At 72.2% G+C, this 20,606-nt stretch carries 20 protein-coding genes; 18 read left to right on the top strand and 2 right to left on the bottom strand.

Going from position 1 to position 20,606, the window contains the following annotated elements; genetic code table 11:
- Positions 1–75: 75 nt before the first annotated feature.
- From AB0C03_RS03155 to AB0C03_RS03120, 8 genes are all read left to right on the top strand, one after another.
- Positions 76–558 carry a Na(+)/H(+) antiporter subunit C gene (locus tag AB0C03_RS03155; protein WP_030336802.1) on the top strand — a complete coding sequence of 161 codons (483 nt, stop codon included), beginning with the start codon at positions 76–78 and terminating at the stop codon, positions 556–558.
- The gene (locus tag AB0C03_RS03150; protein ID WP_357633874.1) at positions 555–2,060 is read left to right on the top strand and encodes a Na+/H+ antiporter subunit D; all 1,506 of its coding nucleotides are present in this window, start codon (positions 555–557) and stop codon (positions 2,058–2,060) included. Before AB0C03_RS03155 ends, AB0C03_RS03150 begins: the two co-directional genes overlap by 4 nt.
- 44 nt (positions 2,061–2,104) lie before the next feature.
- Positions 2,105–2,668 carry a Na+/H+ antiporter subunit E gene (locus AB0C03_RS03145; RefSeq protein WP_357633871.1) on the top strand — a complete coding sequence of 188 codons (564 nt, stop codon included), beginning with the start codon at positions 2,105–2,107 and terminating at the stop codon, positions 2,666–2,668.
- A complete protein-coding gene (locus AB0C03_RS03140) occupies positions 2,665–2,928 on the top strand; it encodes an MrpF/PhaF family protein (RefSeq protein ID WP_030336796.1) in 264 nt (87 codons plus the stop codon). Before AB0C03_RS03145 ends, AB0C03_RS03140 begins: the two co-directional genes overlap by 4 nt.
- Positions 2,928–3,287 carry a monovalent cation/H(+) antiporter subunit G gene (mnhG, locus tag AB0C03_RS03135; RefSeq protein WP_030336795.1) on the top strand — a complete coding sequence of 120 codons (360 nt, stop codon included), beginning with the start codon at positions 2,928–2,930 and terminating at the stop codon, positions 3,285–3,287. Before AB0C03_RS03140 ends, mnhG begins: the two co-directional genes overlap by 1 nt.
- A 181-nt stretch (positions 3,288–3,468) precedes the next feature.
- The gene (locus tag AB0C03_RS03130; protein ID WP_030336793.1) at positions 3,469–4,824 is read left to right on the top strand and encodes a hemolysin family protein; all 1,356 of its coding nucleotides are present in this window, start codon (positions 3,469–3,471) and stop codon (positions 4,822–4,824) included.
- 52 nt (positions 4,825–4,876) lie between these two features.
- Positions 4,877–5,941 carry a hemolysin family protein gene (locus AB0C03_RS03125; RefSeq protein WP_030336791.1) on the top strand — a complete coding sequence of 355 codons (1,065 nt, stop codon included), beginning with the start codon at positions 4,877–4,879 and terminating at the stop codon, positions 5,939–5,941.
- 144 nt (positions 5,942–6,085) lie between these two features.
- Positions 6,086–7,015: a sporulation protein gene (locus AB0C03_RS03120; protein ID WP_210859024.1), complete on the top strand. Its 930-nt coding sequence runs from the start codon at positions 6,086–6,088 to the stop codon at positions 7,013–7,015.
- Positions 7,016–7,123: 108 nt separating this feature from the next.
- Here the strand turns inward: AB0C03_RS03120 and leuE are convergent, their stop codons facing one another.
- Entirely contained in the window at positions 7,124–7,795 is a 672-nt protein-coding gene (gene leuE, locus AB0C03_RS03115) for a leucine efflux protein LeuE (protein WP_030336788.1), read from the bottom strand.
- Entirely contained in the window at positions 7,795–9,039 is a 1,245-nt protein-coding gene (locus AB0C03_RS03110) for a bifunctional pyridoxamine 5'-phosphate oxidase family protein/GNAT family N-acetyltransferase (RefSeq protein WP_357633866.1), read from the bottom strand. Before AB0C03_RS03110 ends, leuE begins: the two co-directional genes overlap by 1 nt.
- 36 nt (positions 9,040–9,075) lie before the next feature.
- Between AB0C03_RS03110 and AB0C03_RS03105 the strand changes: the two genes are divergently transcribed.
- The 10 genes from AB0C03_RS03105 to rny all read left to right on the top strand — a co-directional run bounded on the left by AB0C03_RS03105 (position 9,076) and on the right by rny (position 20,602).
- On the top strand, positions 9,076–10,416 hold the full coding sequence (locus AB0C03_RS03105; protein ID WP_357633863.1) for an aminotransferase class I/II-fold pyridoxal phosphate-dependent enzyme: 1,341 nt from the start codon (positions 9,076–9,078) through the stop codon (positions 10,414–10,416).
- A 326-nt stretch (positions 10,417–10,742) separates the two neighbouring features.
- Positions 10,743–11,468: a UdgX family uracil-DNA binding protein gene (locus AB0C03_RS03100; protein WP_357633861.1), complete on the top strand. Its 726-nt coding sequence runs from the start codon at positions 10,743–10,745 to the stop codon at positions 11,466–11,468.
- 151 nt (positions 11,469–11,619) lie between these two features.
- Positions 11,620–13,224, top strand: coding sequence for a flavin monoamine oxidase family protein (locus AB0C03_RS03095; protein WP_030336782.1), 1,605 nt, complete (start codon positions 11,620–11,622; stop codon positions 13,222–13,224).
- A 65-nt stretch (positions 13,225–13,289) separates the two neighbouring features.
- On the top strand, positions 13,290–13,868 hold the full coding sequence (locus AB0C03_RS03090; protein WP_357633856.1) for a hypothetical protein: 579 nt from the start codon (positions 13,290–13,292) through the stop codon (positions 13,866–13,868).
- A 116-nt stretch (positions 13,869–13,984) separates the two neighbouring features.
- Positions 13,985–15,376 (top strand): MFS transporter, encoded by a 1,392-nt coding sequence (locus AB0C03_RS03085; RefSeq protein ID WP_357633854.1) that lies wholly within the window; start codon positions 13,985–13,987, stop codon positions 15,374–15,376.
- Between the two features lie 5 nt (positions 15,377–15,381).
- Entirely contained in the window at positions 15,382–15,582 is a 201-nt protein-coding gene (locus AB0C03_RS03080; RefSeq protein WP_030336777.1) for a DUF3046 domain-containing protein, read from the top strand.
- A gap of 184 nt (positions 15,583–15,766) precedes the next feature.
- Positions 15,767–16,813, top strand: a complete 1,047-nt coding sequence (recA, locus tag AB0C03_RS03075) for a recombinase RecA (RefSeq protein WP_030336775.1) — start codon at positions 15,767–15,769, stop codon at positions 16,811–16,813.
- A 14-nt stretch (positions 16,814–16,827) separates the two neighbouring features.
- On the top strand, positions 16,828–17,526 hold the full coding sequence (locus tag AB0C03_RS03070) for a regulatory protein RecX (RefSeq protein ID WP_030336774.1): 699 nt from the start codon (positions 16,828–16,830) through the stop codon (positions 17,524–17,526).
- Positions 17,527–17,575: 49 nt separating this feature from the next.
- Positions 17,576–18,280 carry a 3-keto-5-aminohexanoate cleavage protein gene (locus tag AB0C03_RS03065; protein WP_357633849.1) on the top strand — a complete coding sequence of 235 codons (705 nt, stop codon included), beginning with the start codon at positions 17,576–17,578 and terminating at the stop codon, positions 18,278–18,280.
- Between the two features lie 555 nt (positions 18,281–18,835).
- The gene (gene rny, locus AB0C03_RS03060) at positions 18,836–20,602 is read left to right on the top strand and encodes a ribonuclease Y (RefSeq protein WP_030336772.1); all 1,767 of its coding nucleotides are present in this window, start codon (positions 18,836–18,838) and stop codon (positions 20,600–20,602) included.
- Positions 20,603–20,606: the final 4 nt, after the last annotated feature.

The raw sequence follows: 20,606 nt of genomic DNA, 5'->3' as shown, positions 1-20,606 counted from the left end.
GGAGCGAGGTGGCGCCGTGAGCGCGAGGAGTGAGCCGGTGTTGCGAGCCCCGCAGTCGCGAACAGAGGCCACGCCGTGACGGAGAGCGGGGCGGGGCCGACGCTGGTGCTGGTGCTGGCCGTCGCGGTGCTGGTCGGGTGCGGGGTGATCCTGCTGTTGGAGCGCAGCCTGACCCGGGTCCTGCTGGGGATCATCATGCTTGGCAACGGGGTGAACGTGTTGATCCTGTTGGGTGGGCGCCCGGGTGGGGCGCCGATCGTCGGCAGCGGGCCGGTGGAGCGGATGAGTGACCCGTTGCCGCAGGCCATGGTGTTGACCGCCATCGTGATCACCTTCGGGTTCACCGCGTTTCTGCTCGCTGTGGCGTACCGCAGCTGGTATCTCTCCGGCGACGACGAGGTCCCCGACGACCTGGAGGACCGGCAGATCATCAGGCGGGCCGGGCGGAACGAGGCGAGCGCTGCCGACCTCGGTGGGGAGGGTCCGAACGGTGACCCGGAGCAGGTCGATCCCGAACCGGCCCGCCGACGGCTGCGACGTGGGGATGACGGGCAGTGAGCGCGCTGCTGCCGCTGCCGGTGGTGGTGCCGCTGCTCGGTGCGGCGCTGAGCCTGCTGCTGGCCGGGAAGCCCCGACTTCAGCGCACGATCAGCGTGCTGTGTCTGAGCGGCACGCTCCTGGTGGCGGTGCTGTTGCTGGTGCAGGCGTACCGGTACGGGCCGGTGGTGGTGGCGGTGGGGGCGTGGCCGCCGCCGGTCGGCATCGTCCTGGTGGCCGATCAACTCGCCGCGCTGATGCTTGTGGTGTCCTCGGCGGTGACCCTGTGCGTGTTGTTGTACTCGGTCGGCCAGGGTCGCAGCGAGACGAGCGAGAGCTCGCCGGTGTCGATCTTCCACCCGACGTACCTGGTGCTCACCGCGGGCGTCACCAACGCGTTCCTGGCCGGTGACCTGTTCAACCTCTTCGTCGGGTTCGAGATCCTGCTGGCCGCCAGCTTCGTGCTGATCACCCTGGGCGGCACCGAGGCTCGGATCCGGACCGGGTCGACGTACGTGGTGGTCAGCATCCTCTCCTCGATGATCTTCCTGACGTCGGTGGGTCTGGTGTACGCGGCCACCGGCACGCTCAACCTCGCCCAGCTCGCCGAGCGCCTGGACGACCTGCCCGGCGGTGTGCGGCTGGCCCTGGAGCTGATGCTGTTGCTGGCGTTCGCGATCAAGGCGGCGGTCTTCCCGCTGTCGGCCTGGTTGCCGGACAGTTACCCCACCGCGCCGGCCCCGGTCACGGCCGTCTTCGCCGGTCTGCTCACCAAGGTGGGCGTCTACGCGATCATCCGCACCGAGACGTTGCTGTTTCCCGGTGGACGCGCCGACAAGCTGCTCATGGTCGTCGCCGGGTTGACCATGGTGGTCGGCATCCTCGGTGCGGTGGCCCAGTCGGATCTGAAGCGACTCTTCTCGTTCACCCTGGTCAGCCACATCGGCTACATGATCTTCGGGGTGGCGTTGAGCACCGCCGCCGGGCTCTCCGGCGCGATCTTCTACGTGGTGCACCACATCACCATCCAGACCACGCTGTTCCTCGTCGCCGGGCTGGTGGAGGAGCGTGCCGGCAGCACCGACCTGCGCCGCATCGGCGGGCTGGCCCGGGCGGCGCCGCTGCTCGGTGTGCTCTTCTTCGTCCCGGCCATGAACCTCGCCGGAGTGCCACCGTTCTCCGGCTTCCTCGGCAAGCTCGGCCTGCTCCAGGCCGGGGTGGCCGCCGGCGGGCCGCTGCCCGGGGTGCTGGTCGCGGCCGGCACGCTGACCAGCCTGCTCACCCTGTACGTGGCGTCCCGGGTGTGGAACATCGCCTTCTGGCGGGCGCCCCGCACGGCCACCAGTGAGCCAGTGGCCCAGTTGCCGAGGCTGATGGTGGGCGCCACGGTGGCCCTGGTCGCGCTGGGGCTGGCGTTGACCGTGCTGGCCGGTCCGCTCTTCGACGTCACCGCTGACGCCGCCGGGGACCTGCTCCTGCGTACCCCGTACGTCAGTGCCGTGTTGCCGGGCGGCGTGCCGTGACCGGCCCAACCGAGCCGGCTCCCGACGCGCCCAGGCCTCGCGTGGTGGGGCGCGGTCGGGTCGGGCGCTGGCGCGACCAGGCGGTGGCGCTCGGCTGGCTCGTGCTGGTCTGGAGCCTGCTCTGGGGCAACCTCACCTGGGCCAACCTGGTCGGTGGCCTGCTGGTGGGCGGGGCCGTGCTGGTGTTCTTCCCGCTGCCGGCGGTCAGCTTCGGTGGCCGGTTGCGACCATGGGCGCTGCTGGTGTTCGTGGCCCGGTTCGTTGTCGAACTGGTCAGCGCGAGCCTGCACATCGCCCGGATCGCGATGCAGCCCGGCTACCGGCCACGAGGGGCGATCGTCGCGGTCCGGTTGCGGGTGCCCACCGACCTGAACCTGGCCCTCACCGCCGAGGTGGTCTCGCTGGTGCCGGGCACGCTGATCCTCGAGGTGGACCGGAACTCCGGAACGCTCTACCTGCACGTCCTGGACACCCACGGCCCGGCGGACCTGGACGTGGCCCGGGACCGCACGCTCGTCGTGGAGCGGCGAATCGTCCGCGCGGTCGGCTCCAGCGCCGAACTGCACCACCTCGACGTCACCTCATCCGAGAAGGGAACCCGCCCGTGACCACGTTCCTGGCCGCCGTCCTCACCCCACTGCTGTCGGTCACCGCGTTCCTCGCGCTGGTCCGCCTCTACCGCGGCCCGTCGCTGGTGGACCGGGTGATCGCCGCGGACATGCTGCTCGCCACGATGGTCGCCGCGGTCGGCGCCGAGGCGGCGGTGAACCGGCACGCCACCACCCTGCCCGTGCTGGTGGTGCTCTCCCTGCTCGGCTTCGTGGGATCGGTGTCGCTGGTCCGCTTCGCCGTCCGGGAGCAGCAGTGATCGCCACTGTCGCGGACTGGCTCGGCGCCGCCTGTCTGGTGGCCGGCGCGCTGCTCAGCCTGGCCGCCGGGATCGGTGTGCTGCGCTTTCCGGACGCGCTGTCCCGGATGCACGCGGCCACCAAACCACAGGTGCTCGGGGTGCTCCTGTTGCTGCTAGGCATCGCGTTGCGGCTGCGGTCCCCGGCGGATCTGGGCATGATCCTGCTGGTGGCGGTTTTCCAGTTGTCGACCGCGCCGGTCGCGGCGCAGATGATCGCGCGGGCCGCGTACCGGGCGGGGCGGCTCGACCGGGGCCTGCTCGACGCCGATGAGCTGGCCGAACGCGGAGCGGACGGTGGGTCGGCGGGGCCGGCGTGACGGCCGGCGGCGTCCGCTCAACCGGACGATCCGCTCCTTCGGCCCACCCCCAGCGGAGTCACAGCCAGCGCCGATAAAATGCAGGGATGATCGACTCTTCTGCCCAGGAGGGCAGCAGTAGCCAGCCGGGTCGTGCCCGGCATATCCCCGTACCGACGACCCCGGGAGCCCTGAGCGACCCGTGTTGATCGTCGTTGGTCTCCTACTGATCATCATTCTCACTGCCGCCACCGGCTACTTCGTGGCGCAGGAGTTCGGCTACGTCGCCGTGGACCGGGGCAAGCTGCGCCAGCTCGCCGATGACGGCGATCAGTCCGCCGCCCGGGCCCTGACCGTCACCAGCCGGCTCTCCTTCATGCTCTCCGGCGCCCAACTCGGCATCACCGTCACCGCGCTGCTGGTCGGCTACGTCGCCGAACCGTACCTGGGTGGTGGTCTCGCCGACCTGCTCGGCGTGGCGGGCGTCAGCGAGGCGGTCAGCCTGCCGCTCTCGGTGGCGTTGGCCCTGGTCATCGCCACCATCGTGCAGATGGTCCTCGGCGAGCTGGCCCCGAAGAACCTGGCCATCGCGCGGGCCGAGCAACTGGCCCGGGCGCTGAGCCGCTCCACCCTGATCTACCTGGCCGTCGCCGGGCCGCTGATCCACCTCTTCGACCGGGCATCGGTACGCCTGCTGCGCCGGATCGGCATCGAGCCGATCGAGGAGCTGCCCAGCGGCGCCACCCCGGCGGACCTGGAACAGATCATCGCCGAGTCCCGCGAGGAGGGCAGCCTCGACGCCGAGATGTCCACGCTGCTCGACCGAGGTCTGGACTTCCGCGAACTGACCGCCGGCGAGGCCATGGTGCCCCGCGTGGACGTGCACACCGTCCGGGCGCACGAACCGGTGAGCCGGGTGGTCGAGCTGCTGGACACCGGTCACTCCCGGTTCCCGGTACGCGGTGCGGAGGGCGTCGACGACCTGCTCGGCATCGTCGGCATCGCCGATGTGCTCGGTGTACCCCCGGGGGAGCGGGCCACCACCCCGGTGAGCGCGGTGGCCGGGCCGCCGCTGCTCGTACCGGAGACGTTGCCCCTGCCCACGGTGCTCGACCGCCTACGGTCCGGGCACCGGCAGATGGCCTGCGTGGTCGACGAGTACGGCGGTTTCGCCGGTGTCATCACGCTGGAGGACATCGCCGAGGAACTGGTCGGCCCGATCCGCGACGAGGACGACCCACCGGAGCGGGCACCGGCCCGCCAGGACGACGGGTCCTGGGTGGTGCCGGCCCGTTGGCGGATCGACGAGGTCGCCGACAGCACCGGCATCGCCCTGCCCGAGGCCCCGGAGTACGACACCCTGTCCGGGTTGGTGATGCGGGAGCTGGGCCGGGTGCCGGAGGTCGGTGACCGGCTGGAGATCAGCCTGCAACCCGAGGGGGCGGACGGTGAGGAGAACGAGGCGGAGCCCCGGGCACTGGTCGAGGTGCTGGCGGTGGACCGGCACGTGGCCGACTCGGTGCGGTTGCAGCTCACCAAACCCGAGGTGACCGCATGAGCGCGAGGAGTGAGCTTGCGAGCCCCGCAGTCGCGAATGAAGGACAGCGCCGATGAGCCCCGGAATCGCCCTGTTCAGCTCGGTGATCCTGCTGGCGCTGAACGGGTTCTTCGTGGCCGCCGAGTTCGCCCTGGTGGCCAGCAAGCGCTACCGCCTGGAACAGGCGGCGGCGAACGGTGGGCGGGCGGCCCGAGCCGCGCTCGACGGGGTCCGCGAGCTGTCCCTGATGCTGGCCGGGGCGCAGCTGGGCATCACCCTGTGCACCCTGGGGCTGGGCGCGCTGGCTGAGCCGGCGATCGAGCACCTGATCAGCCCGCTGCTGCACGCGGTGGGGCTGCCCGACGCGGCAAGTCACGTGGTCGCCCTGGTCTTCGCCCTCGGGTTGGTGACCTTCCTGCACCTGGTGGTGGGGGAGATGGCCCCGAAGTCGTGGGCGATCACCGACGCCGAGCGGTCGGCGACGCTGCTCGCGTTGCCGTTCCGCGCCTTCGCCCGGGTCTCCCGGCCGGTGCTCTCCGCGCTGAACGCCCTGGCCAACGCGATCCTGCGGCTGTTCGGCGTCAACCAGCAGGACCAACTCGCCCAGGTGCACGGCCCGGACGAGCTGCGGATCCTGCTGGAGCAGTCCCGTGAGCACGGGCTGCTCGGCGCCGAGCAGCACCAACTGCTGACCAGCATGCTGGAGTTGCAGGGCACCTCGGTGGCGCAGGTGATGGAACCGTTCGCCACCATGGTCACCGTCCGCCGGGACGACCCGGCCGGGCGGATCGAACAGGTCAGCCGGGACAGCGGCCGATCCCGGCTCGCGGTGCTCGACGAGGCGGGCGACGTGTGCGGCCTCGTGCACGTCCGGGAGGCGGTACGGGTGGTCACCACCGGCCGGGCCGCCACCGCCGGGGAGCTGATGACGCCGGCGTTCACCCTGCCCGCGACGTCCACGGTCACCGAGGCCGTGGCGGCGATGCGGGCCCGGCAGTCGCAGCTCGCGCTGGTGCGCAACGGCGGCGGACCGGCCCGGCCGATCGGCTTCGTCGCCCTGGAGGACCTCCTGGAGGAGGTCATCGGGGAGTTCGACGACGAGACCGACACGGTGCCGCGCGGGCGCCGGATGCGGTGAAACCGGATGGGTGGTCACGTTCCGTCGAAGTCGGGTGACCGCGTGTCGGATCCGCGAAAGTCGGGGTGACCGCGCACCGGGTCCGCGACAGTTGAGGTGACCTCGCGAGGGGCGAGGTCACCTCAGCCTGGCGTGGAGGGTGCGGTGCGCTTGACGGGAGTGTCACCGGAGTCCGGTGGGACCGGGCTCTCCGTGCAGACCACTCTCCCCAATCCGAGCACCCGGCCGGGCCTGCGCCTGCCCGGCCGGGTGACTCTCGCCGCCGGTCCGGACGACGTGCTCGTCCGCCACATCCGGCTCGGCCTGGTCACCACCGTCGAACCGGACGACCCGGCGGCGCCGCGGCGGCTCATGCAGTTCCACCAGGTGCCCATCGCCGGCCGGTTCGTCGTACCGGCCGGGCGGCGGCGGGCTGTCGACTTCGCGTTCCCGCTGCCCTGGGAGACGCCGGTGACCATCTTCGGCGGGGTGCCGCTGCTGAGCCTGCGGATGGGCCTGCGGACCGAGGTGTCGCTCGACCCCGACCGCGACCAGGGGGCCATGGTGCCGGTCTTCGTGCACCCGATCCCCACCCAGCAGCACGTGCTGGCGGCGTTGGACACGCTCGGCTTCATGATCCGCCAGGCCGGGTTGCAGCAGGGCGGGTTGCCGGGGGTGGAGCACACCCTGCCGTTGCACCAGCGCTGGGGCTACTGGGTGGGGCCGCTCTACGCCGGCCCGATCACCGAACTGGAGCTGATCTTCGTGACCAACTCTGCCGGGCTTGAGGTGATCCTCTGGATGGATCGCCGGCTGGCCCTGGCCGGAATCACCCACCAGAGCATCAGCCGGTTCCGGATCTGGCACGAGGGCGCCGACCGGCGGGACTGGGTCGCCACCGTGGACGGCTGGCTCCGCCAGGCGATCAACAGGCACGCCGCCGCTGCCGCGCACGCGGACTGGTCCGCCCAGATCGCGGGGTCAGCCCACGTCAGCCGCCATCCCGACGAGCCGGTCCGACCCGGCTACGGCCTCGGCGGCACCGCCGGCGGCGCCGGAGTGGGCGGCGGCGGCTCCGGCGGCGACGGCACCTGACCGTCAGCCCTCCCGCGATCTTGCAGTTTCTGCGGCGACAAATATCCCTGAAGCGGCATGTCGACGACCGAAAGCGCAAGATCCCGGGCGGGAGGGTGGGAGGGCGGGTCAGCCGGCGGTGGCGGTGGCCAGCTTGAGGCTGAAGGCCAGGAAGAGAGCGGCCACGGCGGTGGTGCCGCCGGCCGCCAGGCGGCGACGTTGGCGGAACTGGGCGGCCAGGAAGGTGCCCGCGAAGATCAACGCGGTCAGGTAGAGCGCGCTGGTCGCCGTGGCGATCAGGCCGAGGAGCAGGAACGACAGCGCCGGCCAGGCGTAGCCGGGGTCGACGAACTGGATGAAGAACGAGATGAAGAACAGGATCGCCTTCGGGTTCAGCAGGCTGATCACCAGCGCCTTGCGGAACGGGCTGCGCATCGCCGCCGGCTCCGCGGCGTCGATGAGCCGCGGCGTGCTCGGGTCGTTGCGGTCGCGCCAGCGCCGCGCGGCGCCGAGCAGCATGGTCACCCCGACATAACCGAGGTACGCGGCACCGGCGTACTTGATCACCATGAACAGCGGTGGGTACGCCTTGAGCAGCGACGCCACCCCGGCGGCGGAGAGGAACATCAGCACCCCGTCGCCGACGAACACGCCACCGGCGGCCCGGTAGCCGACCGCGACGCCGCGCTTGGCGGCGGTGGAGAGCACGAAGAGTGAGTTCGGACCGGGCAGCAGGATGATGGCCACGGTGCCCAGCACGTACGTCCAGATGTCGGTGATCCCCAGCACGCCCGCCATCATCACGCCACCGGTGCCGTCCGCAGAAGTCTTTCTCGCAGCCTGACCTGTGCGTTCGGCCACTCGTCGACGGTCATCGCGTACTGCACGGTGTCCCGCCAGGAGCCGTCCGGTCGTTGGCGGTGCATCCGCAGCACCCCTTCCCGGGTCGCGCCGAGCCGTTCGATGGCCGCCTGGGAGCGAACGTTGCGGATGTCGGTGTGCCACGCGACCCGTACCGCGCCCAGGTCGTCGAAGGCGCGGCCGAGCAGGAGCAGCTTCGCCTCGGTGTTGATGCCGGTACGCCACCACTGCCGGCCGAGGAAGGTGTGCCCGATCGCCACCGCTCGCCGCTGCGGGTCGATGTCGTAGTAGGAGGTGCTGCCCACCACCGCCCCGGTCGCCGCGCACCGCTGCACCCAGGCCACCCGCTCGCCCCCGTGCTGGGCGGCCAGGGCGGCGCCGATCACCTCCGCGGTCTCGGCGGGGGCGGTGGGTGGCGCGACGGTGAGGTGCCGCCACACCTCGTCGTCGGCGGTGGCGGCGTGCAGGTCGTCGGTGTGCGCCAACTCCAGCGGTTCCAGCAGGACGTGTTCGCCGCGCAGCGGGACCGGCTCGTGCCACGGTGTGCGGGCCGTCCGCAGGTACGCCGGCAGCGGCGCGGTGACCCCGGCGTCCGGCTCCGGTGCCCCGGCGGTCAGTCGCAGCGGCAGCACGCCGGCCCAGTGCGGCAGGTGCAGGTCGTCCTCGTCCTCGCGGACCCCGCCGGTGCGGGCCCGGACGGACACCTCCCGCAGCGGCAGCGCCAGGACGGCGGTCTCGGCCAGCTCGCGACGGCTGGGCGGACGGGTGGCCGCGCTGCGTCCCGCGCCGACCTTCTCCACCAGCGCGGTGAGCATGGCGAGCTTCTCCCGCTCGTCGGTGACGAGTCGGGCGGTGCCGTGCGCGACGACCGAGCGGTAGTTGGCGCTGTGGTGGAACTGGGAGCGGGCGTAGACCAGCCCGTCGAGCAGCGTCACCGCGACGCAGACGGGCAGCCCGTCGTCGCCGCGGGCGGCGAGCAGTGGCCGACTGCCGGTGGAGCCGTGCAGGTAGAGCGTGTCGCCGATGCGGACGTGCAGGGTGGGCAGCACCCGGGGTTGGCCGTCGACGGTGAAGCTGAGCGCGCAGTCGTAGGCCTCGTCGAGCACGGCGTGGGCGGCGGCAGTGTCGTAGCTCATCTTGTCGCGGGAACGGTGGGGTGTGGTCCGGGCGGTGGGTGGATACATGCGCGCGCCCCTTTGTTCTAGTACAATCTCCTGTTTGTGTCAGCACACTATCAGCCCACCGGTACGACAGCCGTCGAGATTTCGGCCAGCATCGAGTCGGGCATCCGTGCCGGTGCCCTGCCACCGGGGGCGGCCCTGCCGCCGGTGCGGGCGCTCGCCGCGCAGTTGGGGGTCAGCCCCGCCACCGTCGCCCGCGCCTACCAGGAGCTACGCCAGCGCGGGCTGCTCGCCACCGCCGGTCGGCACGGCACCCGGGTACGCCCCCGCCCGCCGGTGGCCGCCCGTCGCTCCGCGCTGCGCCCCCCACCGTTGCCCGGCGCCCGGGACCTGTCCCGGGGTGAACCCGACCTGCGACTGCTTCCCCCGCTGGGCCCGCACCTGGCGGCGCTCGCCACCGACGGCGGCCCGCCGGTCGGCTACTCCGATGCCGGGGTGCTGCCCGAACTGGCCGAGGCGGCCCGGGCCAGGCTGCGCGCCGACGGCGTACCGGCCGGGGAGTTGACTCTCACCGGCGGGGCGTTGGACGGCATCGAGCGGCTGCTCGGCGCGCACCTGCGCCCCGGCGACGCGGTGGCGGTCGAGGACCCGGGGTGGGCCAACCTGCTCGACCTGGTCGCCGCGCTCGGGTTGCGCCCGATCGGCGTACCGCTGGATGACGAGGGGCCGCTGGTCGCCGGGGTGGCCGCGGCGCTCGCCGCCGGAGCGCGGGCGCTGATCGTCACCAGCCGGGCGCAGAATCCCACCGGCGCCGCCGTGTCGGCGGCCCGCGCCGAGGCGCTGCGGGCACTGCTCGCCGGCCGGTCGGACCTGCTGCTGATCGAGGACGACCACGCTGCCGAACTGGCCCGCGTACCCCTGCATCCGCTCGCCGGTGCGACAGCGAGTTGGGCCTTCCTCCGTTCGGTGAGCAAGCCCTTCGGCCCGGACCTGCGGATGGCGGTGCTTGTCGGTGACGAGACGACGGTGGCCAGGGTGAGCGGCCGTACCCGGGTCGGCGCCGGCTGGATCTCCACAGTGCTGCAACGTCTGGTGCTCGCCCTGTGGCGGGACCCGGCGGTCACCGAGTTGGTGCGGCGGGCGGCGCAGAGCTACGAGCAGCGGCGCGAAGGGCTGCTCGCGGCGCTGGCCGCGCACGGCCTGACCGCGCACGGCCGCAGCGGCATCAACGTCTGGCTGCCGGTCGCGGACGAGACCAGCGCGGTGACCGCGCTCCGCGACGCCGGGTGGGCGGTGGCTCCGGGCGCTCTCTACCGGATCGCCGCCCCGCCCGCCCTGCGCATCACCGTCAGCCCCCTGGACCCCACCGACCTGGCCCCCCTGGCCGCAGCCCTGGCCCAAGCCGTCAACCCACCCCACCCCCCAGGTTTCCCCACCTGACCCCCACCCCTTCCGCGATCTTGCAGGTTCTGCTGGCGAAATGCCCGATGTCTTGGCTTTGGTCGGGACAGAAAGTGCGAGATCGCGAGGATTCGGGGCGGCGGGGACGGGTATGCGGGCGCCCGGAGGTGTGGGGATATGGCTTCTGGTGGGGCTCGTAAGGGGATCTGGATCGCCATCGCGGTGGCGATCATCATCATCATCATTGTGCTGATCGCGATCGCGTCCGGTGGCGACGGGGGCGGTAACGGGTACTGACCTGACGCGGCCGGGGTGCGCTGCGGCGTGTCCGGCGGCGGGCACCGAACGGGTATATAACAGTCGGCATGGCCGAGCAGACCGGGAACGCTCCGGGCGCCCAGCGGTTCATCCCGCCCGACGCCGACACCATCGACGACCTGCGCACCGCCGCCGGCGGCTGTCGGGGCTGCGAGCTGTACCGGGACGCCTCGCAGACGGTCTTCGGCCGGGGTGGCGAGAGCGCCCGCGTGGTGCTGGTCGGCGAGCAGCCCGGCGACATGGAGGACCTGAAAGGGCTGCCCTTCGTCGGCCCGGCCGGACGCCTGTTGCGCCGCGCGGTCGACGACGCCGGGCTGGACCCGGGCCAGCTCTACCTGACCAACGCCGTGAAGCACTTCCGTTTTGAACTGCGCGGCAAGCGGCGGATCCACCAGACCCCGGACCAGGTGCACATCACCGCCTGCCGACCGTGGTTGGTCGCCGAGTTCGCCCGGCTGCGTCCGGAGTTCGTGGTGGTGCTCGGCGCGACCGCCGCCAAGGCGCTGCTCGGCCCGTCCTTCCGGGTCACCCGGCAGCGGGGCGAGCTGCTGCCCTGGCCGGAGTCGGCGCAGCATCCAGCGGACTTCGCGCAGGTGCCGGTGGACAACGCCGGAAAGCGGGCCGACGCGCCGCCCACCCGACTGCTGGCCACCATCCATCCGTCCGCCGTGCTGCGGGCCGACGACCAGGACAAGGCCTACGAGGGTCTGGTCGCCGACCTCACCGTCGTGTCCCGCGCCAGCGCCGGACGGCGGGTCAACCGCTCGTCGTGACGTTGCTGAAGACGCCCCCGCGACGGCCAGGCGAGTGGCGGCCATCCCCTGTCATCGAGTGAGGCTGATACCTACCGGAAACGGCGTCGCGCGATCCACGTAACAGCGTCTCTGCAGACTCATGCGAGTCGATCTTGTAGGGGAGGCCGTTATGAGCGATCAGACGCAGTCGATGGTCAGCCGGCGTGGGTTCCTGCGCTCGGTCGGGATCAGCGGTGGGGCCGGAGCGATGCTCGCCACGATGGGTGCCATGGGGCTGGCCCCCAGCGCGGCGGCGTCGGTCACCCCGGCGTTCCGGCCTCCGGAGCGGTCCGACTTCACCCTCACCGGGCGGTCCGGCGCCAGCGTGGTCGTGCTGGGCGGCGGCATCGCCGGGCTGACCACCGCGTACGAGTTGGGCAAGGCCGGTTACCACTGCACCATCCTGGAGGCGCGGCACCGCGTCGGTGGTCGGAACCTGACCATCCGGGGCGGCGACGTCGAGACCGACCTGGACGGACGCACGCAGCGGGCCGGCTTCTCCGACGGCGTCTACTTCAACGCCGGCCCGGGGCGGATCGCACAGTGGATGGTCACCATGGACTACTGCCGGGAACTGGGCGTACCCGTCGAGGTCTTCACCAACCAGAACGCCGACGCCTGGATCTACAACGAGTCCGCCGGGATGACCGCGCCGGTCCGGTACCGCACCGCCAAGGCCGACGTGTACGGCTACGTCTCGGAGTTGCTGGCGAAGGCCACCGACCAGGGCGCGTTGGACGCCCGACTCAGCTCGGAGGACCGCGAGCGGCTGTTGTCGTTCCTGCAGAGCTTCGGCGCGATCGGCGGACGGGGCAGCGACTGGGCGTACACGGGGACGAGCCGTCGGGGCTTCTCCGCGTACCCGGGTGCGGGCAACGACGTGGGGACCCCGCTCGGCACGCCGCCGGCGCTCTCCGACGTGTTCGCCAGCAACATCGGCCGGTACTTCTCCTTCGAGTTCGGCTACGACCAGGCGATGCTGATGTTCCAACCGGTCGGCGGGATGGACCAGATCCCCCGAGCCCTGGCCCGGGCGGTGGGCGCGCACCGGATCCGACTCGACGCCGAGGTGACAGCGGTGACCGACCGGGGCAGCCGGGTCGAGGTGACCTACCGACAGCATGGCCGGCAGTCGCAGATCACCGCCGACTACTGCGTGGCCGCGCTGCCGCCGCACCTGATGGCCCGGGTGCCGCACAATCTCGGCACGGCGGTGACCGCGGCCCTGGCCGACTTCCCGGTCACCGCCTCCGGCAAGATCGGCCTGGAGTACCGCAGCCGCTGGTGGGAGACCGATCAGCGGATCTACGGCGGCATCACCGAGACCGACCTGGACCTGTCGCACATCTGGTACCCGTCGTACGGCTTCCACGGCAAGCGCGGCCTGGTCGTCGGCTACTACAACACCGGGGCGAACGCCAGGGCGTACAGCGGGCTGACCCCGGAGCAGCGCGCCGAGCGCGCGGTCAGCCAGGGTGTGAAGATCCACGGCGACAAGTACCGCAGTGAGCTGGTCACCTCGTACTCCCACGCCTGGGACCGGACCCGCTACATCGAGGGCGCCTGGACCTCACCCCGGTACGGCACGGCCGGCTACAACCTGCTGCTCCAGCCGGCCGGACGGGTCTACTTCGCCGGGGACTGGCTCAGCCACGAGGTGGCCTGGCAGCACGGCGCGTTCGTGGCGGCGCGTTCGGCGGTCTCCGCGCTGCACCAGCGGGTGATGGCGGGCTGACCCGACCGTGCGCTGTCCACGGTCGACAGTGTGTCCCGGGTCGTGTGCGCGGGTAACGGATGTCGATGGACGTTGACAACGAGGAGCGTCGCGCCACCACGGCCGCCGGGCGTCGCGGGAGAGGGAGGCGGCTCTTCGCGCGGGCGACCGGCTTGCAGCTCATGGCCGTGTACTGGGTGCCGATGACGGTGCTCATCGGGCTGCCGATGCGCTGGCTCTTCGACCGACAGGAAGCACTTGACGAAGCCGTGCTGGGCGCCGCCCTGAACGCCGTCTGGATCGGCCCCTCGATCTATCTGGCGCAGCGCGTGGTGGGCGAGGCTCGGCAGGATCCCGAGGGGTACCCGCTGCGCCAGGCAGTGCGCACCGGCACCGTGCCCGAGGACGACGCGGTGCGGGCCGACCTGCCCGGCTATCTCGCCGGACAGCGGCGGGCCACCTGGGCGGCGCTGCTGTCCGTCCTGGTCACCGCCCTGGGGCTGATCCTGCTCGCTCTGCTCGCCGCCGACAACGAGGGCTTCGCGGTGATCTTCGGCGTGGTCGCCGCCGTCAGTGCGGCCGTCGCCGCGTTCACCCTGACCCGGATCCGTCGGCTGGCATCCCTGCTGCCCGGTCCACCGGAGACACCACGATCGCAGGGGTGAAGGGGGCGTACCGGGAGGGCCGGGCGGGGCGACCGGTTCGGCTGGTGGCAAAACCCACTGCCGCTGGTCGGTGCGGGTGCGCGAGGATGAGTTCACCCCTTCCGACAGGAGCGCCGATGGCGACCGACCTGACCGCACCGCGTACCGGCGTCCGACCCGACGTCGCGTCGATCCAGCGGCGTACCCTGCGGCTGCTCTTCACCACCCAGATCATCGGCGGGATCGGCGTGACCATCGGCATCGCCGTGGGCGCGCTGCTCGCGGCCCGGATCGCCGGGACCGCGGTGGCCGGTGTCGCGCAGAGCGCCGGGGTGGTCGGTGCCGCGCTGCTCGCCGTCCCGGTCACCCGGATCATGGCGCGGCACGGTCGCCGGCCGGGTCTGGCGCTGGCGTACGCGGTCGGCGCCGTCGGCGGCGTGCTGGTGGTGCTGGCCGCTGCCACCCGTTGGGTGCCGCTGCTCTTCCTCGGCATGCTGCTCTTCGGCGGGGGCACCGCCGCGAACCTGCAGGCCCGGTACACGGCCGTGGACCTCGCCGAGCCGGCCCGCCGGGGGCGGCAGCTCTCCCTGATCGTCTGGGCCACCACCATCGGTGCGGTGGCCGCGCCGAACTTCGCCGCGCTGGCCGACCGGGTCACCACCGGCTGGGGGCTGCCCCCACTGGCCGGCCCGTTCGCGTTCAGCGCGGCCGCCTTCGTGCTGGCTGCCGTCGTACTCCTCGGGTTGCTCCGGCCCGACCCGCTGCTCACCGCGCGGCGGCTCGCGGCCGCCGACGCACCTGCCGCCGACCGTCCGTCGGCCGCCGACGCGACGGCGACCGCGGTGGCGGCCGAGGCGCCGGCGGCGGGTGGTGCCGGGCGGCCGGCCGCCGCGCCGGTCGGGGTGCGCGCGCCACGCGCCGCCGGGATGCGGGCGGCCTGGTCGGTGGTACGCGGACAGCCCGCCGCCCGACTCGGCATCGCCGCCGTCGCGGTGGGTCACCTGGTGATGGTGGCGGTGATGGCGATGACGCCGGTCCGGCTCGGTGAGTCGCACGCCGACGCCGACGTGTTGCGGCTGGTCGGCATCGTGCTGAGCCTGCACATCGCCGGCATGTACGCGTTCTCCCCGGTGGTCGGTTGGCTCACCGACCGGCTCGGTCGACGGGCGGTGATCCTCGGTGGGGTCGGGCTGCTGCTGGCCGCCTGCGCGGTCGCCGGCACCGCCGGGCACCACACGCCTCGGCTCTCGGTCGGTCTGGTCCTGCTCGGGCTGGGCTGGTCGGGGACGATGGTGGCCGGCTCGACCCTGCTGTCCGAGTCGGTGGCGGCCGAGGTGCGGCCGAGCGTCCAGGGGCTCTCCGACCTGATCATGGGACTGGCCGGGGCCGGCGCGGCCGTGGTCAGCGGGTTTGTCATGCAGTTCGCCGGATATCCCGTGCTCACCCTGCTCGCGGCGGTCGCGGTGGCGCCCCTGGTGGCGCTAGCGTTGCGCCCGGTGCCGATCGGGGCACCGGACGAGGAGGGCTGATAACTGTGCGGCTGACCGACTTCTGGACGCGGCTGGACGAGGCGTTCGGGCCCGGCTACGCGGCCAGCATCGCCCGCGATCAGGTGCTGTCCCAGCTCGGCGGACGGACCATCGAGCAGGCCCTGGCGGCGGGGGAGCAGACGCACGTGGTGTGGCGGGCGGTCTGCGCCGCCTACCCCGACCGGGTGCCCGCTCGACTACGCTGAGCAGCCTTTTCGCCGGTTCCGCGTGTCGCTTGTCGAGTCGTACACCTGTTCGGCTATTGTCCACAGCGGGGTGCTCGTCCACAGCTCGCGGCCCGTCGGCTGGTTTTCTGTCGGACCTAGCGCCTAGCGTGTCCGCGTGACGCGAAGCTCAGCAAAGACGCCGGCGAAGGCAGGGGTGGCAACCATGGCAGCAGGGCCTGACCGGGAGAAGGCACTCGACCTTGCTCTCGCTCAGATTGACAAGCAATTCGGCAAGGGCTCGGTGATGCGGCTGGGGGAGCGGCCGGTCATCCAGACCGCCGTGATCCCGACCGGCTCCATCGCGCTCGACGTGGCGCTCGGCGTGGGTGGTCTGCCGCGTGGCCGGGTGGTCGAGGTCTACGGTCCCGAGTCCAGCGGTAAGACCACCGTGGCACTGCACGCGGTGGCCAACGCCCAGCGCAACGGCGGGATCGCCGCCTTCATCGACGCCGAGCACGCGCTCGACCCGGAGTACGCGAAGGCCCTCGGCGTCGACACCGACGCGATGCTGGTCTCCCAGCCGGACACCGGCGAGCAGGCGCTGGAGATCGCGGACATGCTGATCCGCTCCGGCGCTCTGGACATCATCGTGATCGACTCGGTGGCGGCCCTGGTGCCCCGTGCCGAGATCGAGGGCGAGATGGGCGACAGCCACGTGGGCCTCCAGGCCCGGCTGATGAGCCAGGCGCTCCGGAAGATCACCGGTGTGCTCAGCAACACCGGCACCACGGCGATCTTCATCAACCAGCTGCGGGAAAAGATCGGCGTGATGTTCGGCAGCCCGGAGACCACCACCGGTGGTCGGGCGCTGAAGTTCTACGCCTCGGTCCGACTCGACGTGCGACGCATCGAGAGCCTCAAGGACGGCACCGACGTGGTCGGTAACCGCACCCGGGTCAAGGTCGTGAAGAACAAGGTCGCCGCGCCGTTCAAGCAGGCCGAGTTCGACATCATGTACGGCAAGGGCATCTCGCGGGAGGGCTCGCTGATCGACGTCGGCGTGGAGCAGGCGATCATCCGCAAGTCCGGAGCGTGGTACACGTACGACGGCGACCAGCTCGGCCAGGGCAAGGAGAAGGCTCGGGAGTTCCTGAAGGAAAACCCGGACGTGGCCGCCGAGATCGAGAAGAAGATCCTGGAGAAGCTCGGCGTCGGGGTCGGCGCGGGTGACGCCGCCGGTGGCCCGGAGCTGCCGCCGGTCGACTTCTGACCGGTCGCTGACCCGTGGCAGGACGACGCGCTCGTACGGGGCGGGGCTGGGATGCCAGTCCGCCTCGTACGGGCGACGCCACCGACCCGCCCCGCCCTCGGCGAGGCCGCCGGGGTGGTTCCGGGGAGGCCGACGCCGTCGAGTCTCCGGCTCCTCCCCGGGACGAGTCCGAGGTGGCCCGTGAGATCTGCCTGCGCCAGCTGGCCGTCCGGCCCCGTACCCGGGCCGAGCTGGCCGGGGCGCTGGCCAAGCGGGGCATCTCCGAGGAGGTCTCGGCAGAGGTCCTCGACCGGTACGACGAGGTCGGCATCATCGATGACGCCGCGTTCGCGAGGGCGTGGGTGTCCAGCCGGCACGCCGGGCGGGGCCTCGCTCGCCGGGCGCTCGCCAACGAGCTGCGCCGCAAGGGTGTGGACGGCGAGGTGGCCACCGAGGCGCTGGGCGAGCTGGACGAGGAGACCGAGGCGGACACCGCCCGCAGTCTCGTGGAGCGCAAGCTGCGCACCGCCCGGGGCGAGCCGGACGCGGTTTTCCGCCGGCTGGTGGGCATGCTGGCCCGCAAGGGCTACCCGCCTGGTGTGGCCATCCGGGCGGTGAAGGACGCGCTCGCCGCGCAGAGCGCCGAGGCGGCCGAGTTCGCCGAGCAGATCGACGCCGACGCGCTAGCCGACGCCGAGGGCGAGTTGGAGCGCGACAACCGGCTGGCCGAGTGAGCGGCCCGCTCAGCGGTCCGCTGCGACTCCCGATGGGGGTGCGGGCCTGATGTTGAAGGCATGTCTGAACGGCGGGCGTGACCGACGGGCCCATCCGGCGGTGCCGCTGACGGCGGCGGAGCTGGCCACCGATGCGACCCGCTGCGCGGCGCTCGGCGTCGCGGCCGTGCACGTCCATCCCCGGGACGAGGCTGGTGCCGAGTCGCTGCGGCCGGCGGTGATCGCCGACGCGCTGACCGCGATCCGTGCCGCCCGGCCGGGGCTGCCGGTCGGGGTGAGCACCGGGGCCTGGATCTCGCCGGATCCGGCTGCGCGGGTGGCCGCCGTCCGGGCCTGGCAGGTGCTGCCCGACTTCGCCTCGGTGAACGCGCACGAGCCCGGCGCCGAGGCGGTCGCGGCCGCCCTGCACGAGCGCGGTGTGCTCGTCGAGGCAGGGCTGTGGACGCTTGACGCGGTCGCGGCGTACCGCAGGTGGCGGGTGCCGGCCGGGCGGTTGCTGGTCGAGTGCATGGCTGAGGACGTGGCGGTCGCGTTGGCCGACGCCGCCCGGATCCTCGCCGCGCTGCCGGCGGACGCGCCGTCGGTGCTGCTGCACGCCGAGGGGCCGGCGACCTGGCCGGTCCTCGCCGAGGCGGTACGCCGGGGCCTGGCCACCCGGATCGGCCTTGAGGACACGGTGTGCCTACCGGACGGCTCACCGGCCGCGGACAACGCGGCCTTGGTCACGGCAGCGGTGGCGGTGGGAGCCAGCTGACGTGTGATGAGACGGATGGGTCACACCTGGCAGGGTCGTCGGCCTTGTCTGAGAGCCGGCTGGACGGCGCTGAGCAGGCCCGACGTGTCCGGCGGGCGGTGCACCTCGCGGAGTTTGTCCTCTCCTGTCCGGCGCGATGTCAGCGCGTGGTGACGGTACGACTTCTCTCCGTTCGGGGGGTTTGATCATGAGTCCTTGACCAGAGCACCCCCGGCGACCTAGCCTCGCCATACAGGCTCACATTGCCCGACCAGCGCAGGCTAAGCGCACAACATAGATCGCGTAACAGAACAGCATCACTTTGGCCGACTCCGCGGCCTTTGGCAGCAGTTCCGGACAGGCCGGTCCGGATCGCTGCGACAACTGCACCCGGTCGCCGACGCTGCCTGCGGGCACCGCCGGCGGAGAAAGCTATCCACGGCCAGCCGCTCCGGTCGGGCGTCCACAGCCGCAGGAGTGTGCCCTCGGCACGGTCGCTGCGGTCTCGACGTTAGGGGAGGCGGCCATGGCGGGGCGGCGGCACAGGTTCATCGGTAGACCCGACGGGGTCCCGGCATGAACGCCTTCGACGTCGTGCTCCTCGCGGCCGTCCTCGTCCTCGCGGTGGTGGTGATCGGGGCCGTGCTGGTCGGCATCCGGACACTGCGCCGGATGGGCGCCGCGCCGGCTCCGGAGGACCCCGCCTTCATCGCCGAGAAGGACCGGCAGGAGCAGTCCCTCGCTGCCCTGCGGACCGCGGCGGACCAGGCGAACAGCACGATCGACGTGGCGAAGTCAGCGGCCGCTGCGGCCCGCACCGAGGCGGCGGCGGCGAAGGCCGAGGCGAAAGCGGCCCGCGCCGAGGCGCGTCGGGTCCTCGACGACGCCCGGGCCGAGGCGGACACCGTTCTGGAGCGCGCCCACAAGCAGGCCGAGGCGGACGCCGAGCAGTTGCGTACGGCAGCCCGGCGCAGCGGAGAGCGGGAGGTGGCGGTGCTCGCCGCCACGACCCGGGAGCAGGCCGCCGAGGTGGAACGTCGGGCCGCCCGGATGGACGAGCGGGAGCGGATGCACACCGAAGAGGTGGAGCGGTTCGCCGAGCGGGAGCGGCAGCTCACCGCCGCGAAGGCCGCCCTCGCCGCCCGGGAGGCCGCGCTCGCCCAGCGGGAGGCCGAGCTGGCCGAGTCGGAGGAGTTGCGCCGCCGGGAGTTGGAACGCGTCGCCGGGCTCACCGCCGAATCCGCGCGGCTGGAGCTGATCGACGCCATCGAGACCCAGGCCAAGCGGGAGGCGGCGTTGCTCGTGCGGGACATCGAGTCCGACGCGCGCAACACGGCCGAGCAGCGGGCCCGACACATCGTGGTGGACGCGATCCAGCGGGTCGCCAGCGAGCAGACCGCGGAGAGCGTGGTCAGCGTCCTGCACCTGCCCGGTGACGAGATGAAGGGGCGGATCATCGGCCGGGAGGGGCGCAACATCCGCGCCTTCGAGTCGGTGACCGGTGTCAACCTGATCATCGACGACACCCCCGAGGCGGTGCTGCTCTCCTGCTTCGACCCGGTCCGTCGGGAGGTGGGCCGGGTGACCCTGGAGAAGCTGGTGCTGGACGGGCGCATCCACCCGCACCGGATCGAGGAGGTCTACGACCTGGCCCGGCAGGAGGTGGAGCAGCTCTGCCTGCGCGCCGCCGAGGACGCCCTGGTCGAGGTCGGCATCACCGAGATCCACCCGGAGCTGGTCTCCCTGCTCGGTCGGCTGCGCTACCGCACCTCGTACGGGCAGAACGTGCTCAAGCACCTGGTCGAGACCGCCCACATCGCCGGCATCATGGCCGCCGAACTGCGGTTGGATGTGCCCATCATCAAGCGGTCGGCGTTCCTGCACGACATCGGCAAGGCGCTCACCCACGAGGTGGAGGGCAGCCACGCCATCATCGGCGCTGACCTAGCCCGCAAGTACGGCGAGCACGAGGACGTGGTGCACGCCATCGAGGCGCACCACAACGAGGTGCCGCCGCAGACCATCGAGGCAGTGCTCACCCAGGCCTCCGACGCCTGCTCCGGTGGTCGGCCGGGCGCGCGCCGGGAGAGCCTGGAGGCGTACGTCAAGCGGCTGGAGCGGATCGAGGAGATCGCCGCCGGCAAGCTCGGCGTGGACAAGGTCTTCGCCATGCAGGCCGGCCGGGAGATCCGGGTGATGGTCAAGCCGGACGACGTGGACGACATCGGGGCGGCCGTGCTGGCCCGGGACGTGGCCAAGCAGATCGAGGAGGAGCTGACCTACCCGGGTCAGATCCGGGTCACGGTGGTCCGCGAGTCCCGGGTCACCGAGATCGCCCGCTGAGTCA

The organism is Micromonospora parva, assembly GCF_040649675.1.
In the GTDB taxonomy this organism is placed as follows: Bacteria; Actinomycetota; Actinomycetes; order Mycobacteriales; family Micromonosporaceae; genus Micromonospora; species Micromonospora parva.
Note: the sequence above shows the minus strand (reverse complement) of the source record. Positions and strands in the feature narration are given on the sequence as shown.